This window comes from Streptomyces sp. NPDC008163 (assembly GCF_042956885.1).
GTDB classification, from domain to species: domain Bacteria; phylum Actinomycetota; class Actinomycetes; order Streptomycetales; family Streptomycetaceae; genus Streptomyces; species Streptomyces drozdowiczii_A.
The window spans coordinates 1-12,906 of record NZ_JBIBHG010000020.1 but is presented as its reverse complement, the minus strand read 5'-3'; the positions used below and the strand labels follow the sequence as shown (position 1 = coordinate 12,906).

Sequence of the window (12,906 nt, the reverse complement as noted above, 5' to 3'; positions counted from 1 at the left end):
GGGGGCTGCGGCAGTCCTCAGAGAGTGCGGCGCACGCCCGCGTGGCGTTCGAGGTTGCGCAGCTGCACACTCAGGTCGCCCTCGACAGCGTGGTGCGCCGGGCCGCTGCGCCCCAGCGGCAGCACCTCCTCGCCCCGCATGTCCTCCAGCATCAGCGCGAACGCGGCATAGAGGGCGACAGCTGCGAGAAGGAGCCCCAGGGCTCCGGAGAGGACGGTGAGGGCGTGCGCGCCGCTCAGCCCGGCCGCGGCTGCCACCCCGAAGCGGGGCACGGCCACGCACAGCACGAACCACAGAGCGCGCTTGGCTCGGGCGACGGACGCCATGAGCAGGGCGAAGAGGGTGAAGCACAGGTTGAGCACGCCGAGGACGCGCGGTCCGTGCTCCGGGTGCAGCGCGAGGACGAGGGCGTTGGCGAGCCACGTACCGGAGAAGCACGCCATGAGCGTCGCGGCCAGGACGTCACGTGCTCCGAAGGCGAGTACGGCGACCAGGAGTTGCAGGACGAACGCGGGCAGGATCGTGAAGGCCACGGCTCGGCCGGCGTCCTCGCCGAGTATCCCGAGCTGGTAGGTCCCGGCGACGACGGAGGCGATGCCGACGGCGTAGAAGCCGAGGGGCATCGGGGAAGCGATGGGCCGCAGGTTGATGCGGGTCATCGCGCGCAGATCGGGTTCGAAGTGACGGGCGGGTGGAGGTGTGGTCATGGTGATCACCTGATCGGAGAAGACTGCTGCCGCATCAGGGCAGCACGGCGGGGCGGGACCGGCCGGTGTCGCATGGAGGCCGGTCCCGCCTGGGCAGGGTTCGAAACCGCGGGTTCGAAGCGGGGCTCAGCTCGCTGCCAGGGCCGTACGCAGCGTGGCGACGGCGAGAGAAATCGCGGACTCGGCGGCCTGTGTGCCGCGCAGCGCGTTGAGCATGACGAAGTCGTGGATCACGCCCTGGTACCGCACGGCGGTCACCGGCACCCCGGCGGCACGCAGCTTCGCGGCGTACGCCTCCCCCTCGTCGCGCAGCACGTCCGCCTCCGCGGTGATGACGAGCGCCGGAGGGAGACCGGCGAGCTGGTCGGTCGTGGCGCGCAGCGGGGAGGCGGTGATGCGGGCGCGGTCGCTCTCCTCGGTCGTGTACTGGTCCCAGAACCAGCGCATGCCGTCGCGGCGCAGGAAGTAACCCTCGGCGAACTGCGCGTAGGAGGCGGTGTCGAAGGAGGCATCGGTGACCGGGTAGAACAACACCTGCTGGCGCAGAGCGAGGCCACCCCGCTCCTTGGCCATGAGGGTGAGCGCCGCGCTCATGTTGCCGCCCACCGAGTCACCCGCAACGGCTATCCGTTCGCCGTCCAGGCCGTACCGGGCGCCGTCGGTGACGATCCAGCGCGCCACGGCCCAGTTCTGCTCGATCGCGACGGGATAACGCGCCTCGGGCGACAGCGCGTACTCGGGAAACACGACGGCCGCGCCCGTTCCGTCGGCGAGCTCGCACACCAGCCGGTCGTGGGTGTGCGCGTTACCGAAGACCCAGCCGGCACCATGGATGTAGAGGATCACCGGGAGCGGCCCCGTGGATCCGGCAGGCCGCACGATGCGTACGCGCACCTCACCGGCATCGGACGGGACGGTCGCCCATTCCTCGTCCACCTCGGGCAGTTCCACGGAGCCGGACTGCGCCTCGTCCACAGCGGCGCGGCCGTCGGCAGGGGCGAGGTCGAAGAGGTACGGGGGCTGCGCCGTCGCCTCGGCAAAGGCGGCAGCGGCCGCTTCCAGGACAGGCGCGGGAGGGGCGGCAAAAGTATGCATGAAGGGGTCTTCTTCCAGTACGGAAAGGGATGTCCGACGGAGCGAGCCCAGAACGTGCCGCTCCGAAAAGCACGCTAGGCATGACCGACGGTGATTCCCTTCTCTGCGCGCACCACTCCTTGCCTCTCAGCGCATCACGCTGTCACCCGGCCGCGGCTCGGTGGCCTCACAAGCCGAAACCCGCGACTCACTGTGCGAGAGCGAAAGGACCGGGTAAAATGGCCCGGGCCTCGCCCACGCCTCCCGCGAGGCCCGCCGCGAAGATCTCGCCGGCCGCCGCTCCGGCACCTTTCGCGTATACCGCGATAAGAGACCGGTTTCCCGAGACCTGCCCCTACGCCTCAGGCACTCCCACCGGAGCCGCCAGCGGTGGTACTTCTTGCGCTCTCCACATCGCACGAGCGACTGCGTAAGCCTTCGGCCTCTGCCTGGCCGCCGGAGTGCTGTATTCACCCAGGCGGTCCAGCTGCCGGCCGGCCAGATCGATCTCGGCCTCGGCACCGTCGGTGTCCTCGCCCTGGCCGTGGGGCGACCGGCGCGGGAGGGCGGCGCCGAGGCATCCCGTGATCCGGCCGGTGTCAGGGCTCAGTCCACCGATGATCGCGTCGTATGTCAGCGTGTTCTTGAGCTTGGGCAAAGCGCTTCCGGTGCGGGCGCGAAACAGCTGCGGCCGCGCCGCCCGGCACAACGCTCTCTCGCGGCCGAAGCACGCCTGGAAAAGACCGTCTTCAGCGCTCATCAGGGGCCGCCGCGGCGGCCCCTGATGAGCGCTGTTGGCGCGCGGGACCACGGGCCGAGGCCAGGGGGCTACGTCTCGGGGTCGTGGCCCCGGTTCATCGACTCGACGATCCGGGGCGGCCGGAAGCGTGGCCGGTCGACTCCCCACCGCCGCCCTTCTGCCCGGCCGCCCGGGAGTCGTCCGTGTCCAGCCTTTTCTCAAACTCGCCGGCGGTCATGCCGGCGGCGTCACCGAACCGGTCGAGAATCTCCTGCCGGTCCGGGTTCCGACCGCCGCTCACGAGCCACTCCCCTTCTTGCGGAGCGACTCGGGCTTGTGCACTGCGGTAGCGCCCGTCTTATCGCTCTTCACCTCGTATTGAGGTTCATCCTTGGACGCGTCCACCGTGCGGCCGGCTGCCTCGGCCCGCTTATCGAACTTCCTGGTGACGGGTCCCTCGATCTCCTGTCCGTGACTCTTCCACGTGACGTCGTCACCATGGGAAAGCTTCTTGGCCTTGCCTTTGCCTTCGCTGGCCATCGGAACGCCCTTTCTCGTCCGGGGGTCGGCTGTGGCGGACAGGTGCCCGTCTCCGCCAGGATCACGGGTGTCCGGCGTTCACGCACCCGGGAAGCGCACCCTCCAGTGCGGCCCAATGCCGGCCGCTGTCCGCTCACGCGAACCTGCGGACCACGCCGTTGGGCGCTCCTGAGGCGATCGGGTGCTCAGCCGTGGGCCGAGACGAACTCGACGAGAGCGTCGGCTGCGGGGCCGGAGGAAGCAGGGTTCTGACCGGTGATGAGGAGGCCGTCCTGGACCACATGGGGCTGCCAGTCCGCCTGCTTGGTGTAGTGGCCGCCGAGCTTCTTGAGTTCATCTTCCACGAGGAAGGGAACGATTTCGGTGAGCTGGACGCCCTCCTCCTCCGTGTTGGTGAAGCCTGTGACCTTCCTGCCCTGCACGAGGGGCGTTCCGTCCTCGTTTCGGGCGTGACGGAGAACGCCTGGAGCGTGGCAGACCAGGGCGAGGGGCTTGCCGGCGCGAAGGGTGTTCTCGATCAGGCGAGCGGAGTCGGCGTCTTCGGCAAGGTCCCACAGCGGGCCGTGGCCGCCCGGGTAGAAGACGGTGTCGTAGTCGTCGGCGTCGATGGAATCGAGCGGGTTGGTGTTCGCCAATGCCGCCATGGCTTCGGTGTCCGCCTCGAAGCGTCGGGTCTGGTCGGTCTGGGCGCCGGACTCGTTGCTCTTGGGGTCCAACGGCGGTCGGCCGCCCTTCGGGGAGACGAGAGTGATCTCCCACCCGGCCTCCTTGAAGCGGTAATAGGGTGCGGCGAGTTCCTCCAGCCAGAACCCGGTGGCACGGCCGGTGTCGCCGAGCCGGTCGTGCGAGGTGAGAACGACGAGGACCTTCATGGTGATGCTCTCCTCAAAAGAAAAGGGAGTCTGAGTAGACGAACCGTATGCGCGCCGTCGCGAAGAACTCGTTCACGGCACGGTGCGAAAGTGATGTCGAACGAGGCGCGGTGATCCCGGAAGAGCTGCGGTACACCGAGATGCACGTGAGGGTGATCAGGACCGCCGAGAACGGGGCCGGGCCGGGATCACAGACCACGCCCGGGAATGGCTCGGGGCCGTCGTCTGGGCCCGCCTTCCTCAGGCGGGGCGACGCCTCATCGCGGGGCAGCGCATGGGTCAGGTGAAGTGACCGGTCGCGGCCTTCGATCTCTACGCTCCGGTCTCGGGGACGGTCGTCGCGGTGATCGACGAGCTCGCGGCGAGCCCCGAGACGGTCAACGGCGACCCCTACGGTGAGGGTCGGCTCGTGGAGATCGACCTGAACAGCATCGGCAGCTACGCGTTGTCGTCAGCCCGAAGGCCGAAGTCCAGGGTGAGGTTCGTCTCTCGCAGGGCCTGCTCGGCGGCCCGTGCCGCGTCGGCGACGACGTCGCCCCGCTCAGCTATCAGCACGTTGTAGATCGGTGCTGCGCTCGTGGCGGTGGTGTCCACGTGAGGGTGTCCGTTCATCGAGGCCAGTGACAGCGGAGAATGGCGGCGGTTCAGCCCGCCTGCAGGACCGAGTCGTCCAGCGGGCGGGCCCCGGGCAGCTGGTGCCGGGCCGCGACCAGCGCCGCGTCGATGTCGCGGGTACCGGTGGACACGCACAACGTGTAGGCGACGTCATTCATACGCTGGCGCACCTGAGCGCTGTCCGCACGGGAGGCATCCACGGTGGCGAGGGCTTCGTACTGGTCGATCAGGTTCCGCAGCACCGCGGGATGGGCCATCAGCATCACAGAACCGTCTTTCTTTCACCTGCACCGACTGGGGTCGTGCCTCCTCCTGCCCGGTTCTGCGCCCCGCACTCCTCGCCCGTCACAAGTGCCCCAAGCGCCTTCCGGACCACCGGCTGGTGGGCAGCGGATGCCGCCGGGGAGAGGCCGGCCTCGACCACGATGGCCGTCGGCGACAGCACGGTCGGCCGCGTCATCGCCGATGCGACCTCGCCGTCACCGGCCCTCCCGGCAGGGCCCCGGGGCCGGACCGCACGCGCTGCCCGACTTTGTGGTCGGCCCACGCGTTGGGGCACGTGCTGGCCCCTGTTGTCGCGGTCGAGGCGGACAAGACGTGCCGGACGCCGCCACGAAGGGCTGCTGCTGAAGCGGCCGCGCTATCCCCGGCCCGTCCCCGACCCCCTGACGCGTTTACCCGCCGCATAACGCCGCTGGTTGCCGCGTCGGCCACCTACAACGTCAGCGAAGCCCGGGAGAAGACGACCCTGCGGATCATCGCCGCCTCCTTCTTCGTACTGGCCGCATACCTCGCCCACAACGCCGGGCAACCGTGAGCGGCTCGGCCCCAAGGACCTGTTCGGCTGGCAGACCGAACAAGCCCGACCCGGCCGGCTGCCCTGGACTACGGCGCACGACAGCGGCAGCCGGCTGGTCGAGAAGAACGGGGACACCGCAGTCCCCTGCCGCCAGGCTCCTCACCTGTGCGGGGCTTTCGCCGCAGTCACTTGACAGAGGGCAGTCACCAGTAGTGCCGTCGCCCTCCCACGGCGTGCCCGAGGGCTCCGAGGGCCCAGAGCACCGCACCGATGGCCAGCAGGATGACTCCTATGGTCCATAGGGCGCCGATACCAGCGATCAGGCCGATGATGAGAAGGATAAGACCGAGGATGATCATGGCACGCCTCCGATCAGCACACGTCATCAGTTTCACGCCGGTGTGGCCGACCTACAACCGGGGTGATCTGCACAGCAGCCTCGCGGAATAGCAATGCGGGGTGTTACAAGCGGCAAGACGCGGGCACCTGGAGCGCGTCCCGCCCACGGCAGTACCCGCACCCATCGAGGGCGCCCCCCGGAAAGGCGATGAGATGACCAACCGCACCCCCCTCCCGCATCGGACCAGGGGCCCCGGGGCCTTGGTCACTGGCGGCTCCCGGGGTCTGGGGCTGTTTGTGGCCCGGCAGCTGGCGGAGCGCGGGTGCATCGTGACCATCGCCGCCCGCGATGCCGACGAACTGGAGCGGGCGGCTGCGCAGCTGCGGGAGGCCACTGGGTCCAGCGTGCGTACGGTCGTCTGCGACGTGCGCGACCGCGCCGCTGTGGGTGCCCTGGTGCGCGAGGTCCATGAGCGTGACGGTCTCGACCTCGTCATCGCCAACGCCGGCGTCATCCAGGTCGCGCCCGTCGAGGACGTGGGCGCAGCGGAGTTCGGTGACGCCATGGACACCATGTTCTACGGCGCCCTGCACACCTCTCTGGAAGCGCTGCCCTACCTGAAGAAGACCCGGGGCCGCCTCGGCCTCATCGGTTCGGTGGGCGGTCTGCTCGGCGTTCCGCACCTGCTGCCCTACTCGTGCGCCAAGGCCGCGATCGCTGCCCTCGCCGAGGGGTTGCACGCAGAGATGGCGGCATCGGGCGTCAGCGTCACCGCCGTCCACCCGGGTCTGATGCGGACCGGATCACACCGGCAGGCGGAGTTCGGCGGAAACGTCGATGCCGAGTTCGGCTGGTTCAGCACAGTCGCAGGCGCCCCTCCCCTGTCGATGGACGCCGAACGGGCCGCTCGCAGGATCGTGGACGCGGTCATCCAGCGACGCGCCCGGCTGGTGCTCACCGCACCGGCCAAAGCGGCCCAGCTCGCGCACGGGATGGCGCCCGGCCTGACGACCCGGCTCAGCGGCGTCGCCGCACGCCTGCTGCCATCCGCGTCCGGCCCGGGCCCCCTGCGCCAGGGCGCCGAGGCCGGGGAGCCGCTCAACCCGATCGCCAGGCTCGTCCGTGCCTGGGGCAGCGCACGTAACGACCATGTGGTGCCGCAGGCCAATCAGCAAGAGCCCGGGCCGCGCACCAGCTCCTGAGCACACAGCCAGCAGCTTGCACCGGCCGGGCAGCTCGCGGCCACGGCTCAGCGGCGATCCGGCGAATGAACTGCTGAGACATAGCCCTGCGGGTGACTGGTCCGTGCCCGTCATCCAGGGTGCCAGCCCACCAGCTCCAGGAGGAATGAGTGATGACCGACCGTCCCCGGCATGAGGATCCTCCACTTTCCCCGCTCAGCCCGGAGTCCCGTGCGGGTCAACTGTTCGCGGATTTCGTCGCGGAAGACGCCGCGCAGGTCCCGCTGCCCGGCCGGGCAACCGCCGACCGATTCACCGTCCTGGCCGAACTGGGCCGCAGGGACCTGTCCCTGGCACGGCTCGCCGAGGGCCATCTCGACGCTGTGGCGATCATGCAGGAGCTGGAGCAGGCACGGCCCGCCCCTGCCGAGCGGTGGGGAGTGTGGGCGGCGCGCCCGCCGGGCCCCGGCGTCACGGCCCGACGGACCGAGCAAGGATGGCGGCTGACCGGTCTCAAGCCGTACTGCTCAGGAGCCCGCTCCTGTACTCACGCGCTGGTGACGGCTGATGCCGAGGACGGCTACCGGCTCTTCGCGGTGGCGCTCGACCAGCCGGGAGTCTCGCCGGTTGCCGGGACGTGGCCCGCGGTGGGCATGCGGGGCAGTGACACCCTGGACGTGACTTTCGCGGATGTGGCGGCGCGGGCAGTAGGCGACCCGGAGGAGTATCTGCGGCGCCCCGGCTTCCTGCACGGCGGGATCGGCGTGGCGGCATGCTGGCTCGGCGGCGCGCAGGCCGTCTCCGCCGCTCTCTACAGTCGCGTCGCGACGGACGGGGCCAACGACCACGCGGCTGCCCACCTGGGCACGGTCGACCTGCTCCTGCACACCGCGCAGACGATGGTCCAAGGGGCCGGAGACGCCATCGACGCCGATCCCCGGGACGAGCGCGGTGAGGCCGCGCTGCGCGGACTGCGGGTACGGGCCCTGGTCGAGAAGGTCTGCACCAAGGTGATGGAGCACGTGGGCCGCGCGACGGGAGCGGGACCTTTGTGTCATGACGAGAGGCACGCACAAGCGGTCGCGGACCTTACGGTGTACGTGCGTCAGCACCATGCCGAGTCGAATCTCGCGGAGCTCGGCCGGTTGGTGGCGCGCGAGCCCGCGAAGGTAGTTCGATGAGGGGGGCTGCCAGGGCTGTGGGGTCCCGGCAGGAGGCCGCAGCGCTGATCGACGCCGCCGGGACCGACGAGGCTGTCTGGCAGGCAGAAAACCTGGAGGGGACGCTGCCCCGGCTGCGGGTGCCCCAGGGCCCGGTCGTGGTGGTGGCCGCGCATCCGGACGACGAGGTCCTGGGTTGCGGCGGCACCGTCGCCACCCTTCTGACTGCGGGCGTACCGGTGCACACCGTGTGCCTGACCGCCGGTGAAGCCTCGCACGGCACCGGCAACGCCGGGGCGATGGCCCGTCTCGCCGAGCGGCGGGGGAAGGAACTCACCGAGGCTCTGCGCGCGCTCGGTACGCTGCCGGACGCCGTGCACGCCGGACTGCCCGACACTCGTCTCGACCGCCATGAGGAGGATGCCCGCGCGGTCATCGCCGAAGTTCTGGCTCATACCGGAGCCGCGCTGTGCCTGGCGCCGTGGGAAGGCGATCTGCACAGCGACCACGAGGCGGCCGGCCGCGCCGCACGGCGAGCGGGGGTTGACCGCGGGGTCACCGTCTGGACGTATCCGGTGTGGATGTGGCACTGGGCCCATCCCGGCGACCCGCGGGTGCCTTGGCACCGGGCGGGCGTGCTGCCGCTCACCGAGGACGGCCTCACACGCAAGAGGGCGGCACTGGCCTGCTTCACCAGCCAGCTGGAACCCCGCGGCCCCGAGCAGGACGCTGTCCTGCCTCCGCAGGAGCTCGCCCACCACACCCGCACGTACGAAACGGTGATGCGTTGAACACTCCTGCCAGCTACTTCGAGGGCCAGTACGACCGAGCCGCCGACCCCTGGCAGCTGGCCCGGCGCTGGTACGACCAGCGCAAATACGGACTGACCATCGCAGCGCTCCCCCGTGCCCGCTACCGCAGAGCGTTCGAACCCGGATGCTCCGTCGGCGTCCTCAGCGAACTCCTCGCCCCGCGTTGCGACGCCCTGCTCTGCGCCGATCGCGTCCCCTCAGCAGTCGGCACAGCCACGCGCCGTCTGGCCGGCCTGCCCCAGGTGACGGTTCAGCACATGGCGGTACCCGACGAATGGCCCGATGGCCCCTTCGACCTGGTGATCCTGTCGGAGCTTCTGTACTACTTCGGCTCCTCCGCTCGCTCCCGGGTACTGCGCCAGAGCGCCGGCAGCCTCGCCGACGGCGGACACCTGATCACCGTTCACTGGAACCACCCGGTCGACGAGCACACCCGCACCGGCCGGGAGATCGCCGAAGAGGTCAGCACCGTTCCGGAACTGCGCCCGCTGGCCCGGTACGACGACCCGGATTTCACCCTCACTGTCCACGAACGGGGCACTGTCCCTGGCATCGCACTGTCGCCTGCCCGCGCCGAGGGCCTGGCATGAACATCTCGGCCGTGGCCGTCGTGGTCCCCGCCCACAACGAGGCAGAACGCGTCGCCGACTGTGTCCGCAGCATCAGTGCGGCCGCTGCCGAAGTGGCCCCCGCTGCCCGTGCGAACCGTGGTGGCCGCGGACGCCTGCACCGACGCCACGGGCGTCCTCGCCGCACGCGCGGGCGCCTACGTCATCAGAATCAACCGACGCAATGTGGGAGCAGCCCGCGCCGCCGGGGTACAGCACGCCCTGGCGCTTCTGGGCCCACAGGAAGCAGACATCTGGCTGGCCATGACCGACGCCGACTCGAGGGTGCCCAGGCACTGGCTGGCCCGGCAGACCGCGTGGGCCCGGCGCGGCCACGACGCCGTACTCGGCACTATCCGGCTCACCTCAGGCACGCCATCGGGTCCTGGAAACGCACACAGCCCGCATGACACCGCCTACTACCGCACCCGGCCCACCGCACAAGGCGACACCACCTGGAAACACCCCCACATCCACGGCGCGAACATGGGCGTGTCCGCCACCGCGTACCACTCTGTAGGAGGCTTCGCCGCGCTCACCACGAGCGAGGACCGTGACCTCGTGACACGGCTTACGGCAGCCGGACACCGCGTCGCCCGCACGGACGACCACCCTGTCCATACTTCTGACCGGCTGCGCGGCCGCGCCCCGGCCGGCCTCGCCGACCTGCTTCTCTCCCTCCAACCACCAGCGGAACCATAGATGACCACCCCGCACCGGAGCCGAGCCGCCCACATCCACCGGTCGCGCACACATGCGGCCGGCGACATCAGCACCGAGGGAACCCTCGACGAGGAACGCGCCCCGGCCTGGGCCGCACGACATCACCTGCTTGCGGTGGAGGCTGGCCATGGCTGCCCGCGAGGTACGGATCCGAGGCCGCTGAGGTGGTCCGAGCCCGCGCCGGCGCGTCCAGCGACGCCTTGCGCCGGCCTTCCCGCTCCCCGGCCCGTGGACTGGTGCGCCACCGCCCGAGAGGGAGTCGCTGTGTCTCCGTGTACGCCCGTGATCAGGGGGCATGCGGGATGCCAGAGGCAACTGCTGATAGGAGATGGAGGGAGTGTGAGCGATGAGGTCGTTGGTGCTTTCGTCGCAGGCGCCGGCCTTCCGTCGAGCCCCGCTGAAGCTCGCGAGCGGGTCGAAAGGCTGCTGCGCACCCAGTTCCTCTCCGGCAAGGAGATAGGTCAGGGCGATGTCGTCTGGGCTGACGCCTTGTTGGTGACTTCCGAACTGGTCACCAACGCTTACAGACATGGAGTCTGCTTGACCGGATTCTCCGCCCGGATCGAGGGCAACGAACTGCTCCTGTCGGTCGCGGACCACAGCACCGCACTTCCCGTTCTCCCCTTGCGCGCCAAGGGAGAGTTCACCACCGGCGGCTATGGCTGGGCCATGGTCAATCGCCTCGCGAAACGCCTGTCGGTGATCCCCACCGACACCGGGAAACGTATCGAAGCCGCGGTGCCTCTGGTGTAAAGCGTTCCATTTCCACTTCCATGTCCGGGTCGGCCACGCCGCCCCGGACGACAGCTGTCTTCAATGGGTCCTCTCTCCGTGGGCCTCGCCCGGACCACCCGTCGCTTGAAGCAGATGGGTCGTGTCGGTGGCTTCCAGAAGGCGGCACACGACAGGGGACGGTGCGGCCACAACGACCCGTGCCCCATGGGAGTGGCAGAGCAGCGCACGCAAGAAGGCGACGTCGGCGAAATTGATCTCGGAGCAGTTGACCACGATGTAGCGCCCCCCTGCCTGGCAGGCCGCCTCCAGCGCCTGGCTCAGTAGGCTGGTGGTGACCGCGTCGAACGCCCCCCGGGCGGAGAGCATCCAGTGGCCGGTGTGCACGTCCCGTTCCACCAACAGCTCGGCACCCCCGCTGGGGTGCCGAGCTGTTTGGCTTGCGAGCACTGCGGGCCCCTCTCTCTCTGCGCACGCATAGTCCGGCGCCCCTGTAGTGAGCCGCCCGACCCACCGGTGCCCACACGCTCTCCCTGTATGTCCGCGTCCCCGTGATCGCGGCAGACAGTTCGCAAGATGGACTGAGGCATTTCGTCTTTCGACCTTCTGGAACACATCCGCCCCGGTTGGATGTGGTGCACCGCTGATCTCACCGGCCCCGCAACGCCGTGACCTGGGGCGGAAACAGCGCCGTACTATTAGGCGCGATCGGCCCACCGAAGGCCGTATGGGAGGCGGACTTGGACACCGAGCGTTTCGACAGCAGCAGCCTGGCCGAGACGGAAGAGTTCTTGTCGCAGGCGTACACGCCGATGCGCATCGGCGGCCGGCCCAACGACACGCACGCTCGCATCGTGCGGACTGCGACCGACGGCCTGATCGTCGATCGCCTCACCTTCGGTTACACCATGTCCTACGATGCCAACCCGCTGGGCATGCACTGCTTGATCACCGTACACAGCGGCAGCATGGTGGACACCACCGACGGCCGTGATGACATCTACGGCCCGGGCGAGAGCTTCCTCATCGCGCTTCCGGAGCGCCCGTATACCGGCGTCCTGCACTCCGCGCGTTACACCATCACCATGTTCGACCCCTCGGTTCTCGAGCGGGTGGCCGCCGTCGGCGCCCGCTCTCCGCAGGGCCCGGTCCGTTTCACCGGCCAGCGCACACACGACGCCGGAGCCGGCCGGCGCCTGGGCAACACGGTCGCCTTCCTGCGTGACAATGTCCTGACGGGCCCGTCGGCCCCGGATCCACTAGTCGTCGCCACTGCCACAGATCACCTGGCCGCTGTTGCCCTGACCGCATTCCCCAACACCTCACAGCAGGAACCGTGCCATCGCATCGACAGCGACGACGCTCACACACAGACCCTGCGCCGGGCGCGCTCGTTCATCGAGGAGAACGCTCAGCGCCCCATCAGCCTGTCAGATATCGCCGCCGCCGCCTTTGTCACCCCGCGTGCCGTGCAGTACGCCTTCCGACGGCACACCGGGATGAGCCCTCTCGCCTACCTTCGCCAAGTGCGCCTGACACACGCTCACCGTGATCTGCAGCATGCCGATCCTCACACATCGAGTGTGACCGTGATCGCCACCCGCTGGGGCTTCACTCATGTCGGACGCTTCGCAGCCGCCTACCGCCGCCTGTACGGCGTCACCCCGGCCGCGACTCTTCGCGCAGGCGATTGAAGGGCCTTCCTGAGGCGTGGGGTCGGCGTTCGCGGTGCACCTTTCTGGCACCGTATGCCAGCCGCTGAATGCGCGGCAGCACGGGAGATCGCCGCGGCAGACGGCCCCGCATCACCGTACCCGCCCCACGTCTACGACGAGCAGCGGTGAGACGAGCGAGCGCGGCGGCGAGGCCGCGCGGGGTGGGCTCCATGCACCTCACGGTCCCGTGGCGCCTAGAGCGTTTCCTTCGGATCATCTGATCGTTGGGTGATGTGTGTCGTTGACTGACGCCCAGTGGGCGAGGATCGAGCCGTTACTGCCGGACCGG

At 69.5% G+C, this 12,906-nt stretch carries 17 protein-coding genes and 1 pseudogene; 8 read left to right on the top strand and 10 right to left on the bottom strand.

All coding sequences use genetic code 11. The features are described 5' to 3' along the window. Positions 1–17 precede the first annotated feature (17 nt). From ACFZAT_RS32105 to ACFZAT_RS32080, 6 genes are all read right to left on the bottom strand, one after another. On the bottom strand, positions 18–707 hold the full coding sequence (locus ACFZAT_RS32105; RefSeq protein WP_391269252.1) for a GPR1/FUN34/YaaH family transporter: 690 nt from the start codon (positions 705–707) through the stop codon (positions 18–20). Between the two features lie 126 nt (positions 708–833). Next, positions 834–1,802, bottom strand: a complete 969-nt coding sequence (locus tag ACFZAT_RS32100) for an alpha/beta hydrolase fold domain-containing protein (RefSeq protein ID WP_391269250.1) — start codon at positions 1,800–1,802, stop codon at positions 834–836. Positions 1,803–2,136: 334 nt separating this feature from the next. Beyond that, positions 2,137–2,541 carry a hypothetical protein gene (locus ACFZAT_RS32095; protein ID WP_391269247.1) on the bottom strand — a complete coding sequence of 135 codons (405 nt, stop codon included), beginning with the start codon at positions 2,539–2,541 and terminating at the stop codon, positions 2,137–2,139. A 94-nt stretch (positions 2,542–2,635) separates the two neighbouring features. Next, on the bottom strand, positions 2,636–2,821 hold the full coding sequence (locus ACFZAT_RS32090; protein ID WP_391269245.1) for a DUF3140 domain-containing protein: 186 nt from the start codon (positions 2,819–2,821) through the stop codon (positions 2,636–2,638). Then, entirely contained in the window at positions 2,818–3,060 is a 243-nt protein-coding gene (locus ACFZAT_RS32085) for an HVA1 family protein (protein WP_391269243.1), read from the bottom strand. Before ACFZAT_RS32085 ends, ACFZAT_RS32090 begins: the two co-directional genes overlap by 4 nt. A gap of 185 nt (positions 3,061–3,245) precedes the next feature. Then, positions 3,246–3,932: a DJ-1/PfpI family protein gene (locus ACFZAT_RS32080; protein ID WP_391269242.1), complete on the bottom strand. Its 687-nt coding sequence runs from the start codon at positions 3,930–3,932 to the stop codon at positions 3,246–3,248. A gap of 313 nt (positions 3,933–4,245) precedes the next feature. On the opposite strand from ACFZAT_RS32080, the pseudogene ACFZAT_RS32075 reads away from it, so the two are divergent. After that, a pseudogene (locus tag ACFZAT_RS32075) lies at positions 4,246–4,350 on the top strand (glycine cleavage system protein H); the annotation flags it as partial. Positions 4,351–4,370: 20 nt separating this feature from the next. Here the strand turns inward: ACFZAT_RS32075 and ACFZAT_RS32070 are convergent. From ACFZAT_RS32070 to ACFZAT_RS32060, 3 genes are all read right to left on the bottom strand, one after another. Beyond that, positions 4,371–4,544 (bottom strand): hypothetical protein, encoded by a 174-nt coding sequence (locus ACFZAT_RS32070; protein ID WP_391269241.1) that lies wholly within the window; start codon positions 4,542–4,544, stop codon positions 4,371–4,373. Positions 4,545–4,576: 32 nt separating this feature from the next. Beyond that, a complete protein-coding gene (locus ACFZAT_RS32065) occupies positions 4,577–4,810 on the bottom strand; it encodes a DUF5133 domain-containing protein (RefSeq protein WP_391269239.1) in 234 nt (77 codons plus the stop codon). Positions 4,811–5,549: 739 nt separating this feature from the next. Continuing rightward, a complete protein-coding gene (locus ACFZAT_RS32060) occupies positions 5,550–5,705 on the bottom strand; it encodes a DUF6131 family protein (RefSeq protein ID WP_391269237.1) in 156 nt (51 codons plus the stop codon). A gap of 193 nt (positions 5,706–5,898) precedes the next feature. Between ACFZAT_RS32060 and ACFZAT_RS32055 the strand changes: the two genes are divergently transcribed. The 6 genes from ACFZAT_RS32055 (at position 5,899) to ACFZAT_RS32030 (ending at position 10,923) form a co-directional block, all read left to right on the top strand. Continuing rightward, entirely contained in the window at positions 5,899–6,888 is a 990-nt protein-coding gene (locus ACFZAT_RS32055) for an SDR family NAD(P)-dependent oxidoreductase (RefSeq protein WP_391269235.1), read from the top strand. A gap of 152 nt (positions 6,889–7,040) precedes the next feature. Beyond that, a complete protein-coding gene (locus ACFZAT_RS32050; RefSeq protein ID WP_391269233.1) occupies positions 7,041–8,048 on the top strand; it encodes an acyl-CoA dehydrogenase family protein in 1,008 nt (335 codons plus the stop codon). Continuing rightward, complete coding sequence (locus ACFZAT_RS32045) at positions 8,045–8,818, top strand: PIG-L family deacetylase (protein WP_391269231.1); 774 nt, start codon at positions 8,045–8,047, stop codon at positions 8,816–8,818. Before ACFZAT_RS32050 ends, ACFZAT_RS32045 begins: the two co-directional genes overlap by 4 nt. Then, positions 8,815–9,429, top strand: a complete 615-nt coding sequence (locus ACFZAT_RS32040; protein WP_391269229.1) for an SAM-dependent methyltransferase — start codon at positions 8,815–8,817, stop codon at positions 9,427–9,429. The genes ACFZAT_RS32045 and ACFZAT_RS32040 overlap by 4 nt, the downstream gene beginning before the upstream one ends. Before the next feature lie 60 nt (positions 9,430–9,489). Then, positions 9,490–10,149 carry a glycosyltransferase gene (locus tag ACFZAT_RS32035; protein WP_391269227.1) on the top strand — a complete coding sequence of 220 codons (660 nt, stop codon included), beginning with the start codon at positions 9,490–9,492 and terminating at the stop codon, positions 10,147–10,149. Positions 10,150–10,509: 360 nt separating this feature from the next. Next, a complete protein-coding gene (locus tag ACFZAT_RS32030) occupies positions 10,510–10,923 on the top strand; it encodes an ATP-binding protein (RefSeq protein WP_391269225.1) in 414 nt (137 codons plus the stop codon). A gap of 60 nt (positions 10,924–10,983) precedes the next feature. Here ACFZAT_RS32030 and ACFZAT_RS32025 read toward each other — a convergent pair whose 3' ends face one another. Then, positions 10,984–11,289, bottom strand: coding sequence for an STAS domain-containing protein (locus tag ACFZAT_RS32025; RefSeq protein WP_391269223.1), 306 nt, complete (start codon positions 11,287–11,289; stop codon positions 10,984–10,986). 353 nt (positions 11,290–11,642) lie between these two features. Here ACFZAT_RS32025 and ACFZAT_RS32020 point away from each other — a divergent pair, with 353 nt between their 5' ends. After that, positions 11,643–12,596: a helix-turn-helix domain-containing protein gene (locus ACFZAT_RS32020; protein ID WP_391269221.1), complete on the top strand. Its 954-nt coding sequence runs from the start codon at positions 11,643–11,645 to the stop codon at positions 12,594–12,596. The last annotated feature ends 310 nt before the right edge of the window (positions 12,597–12,906 follow it).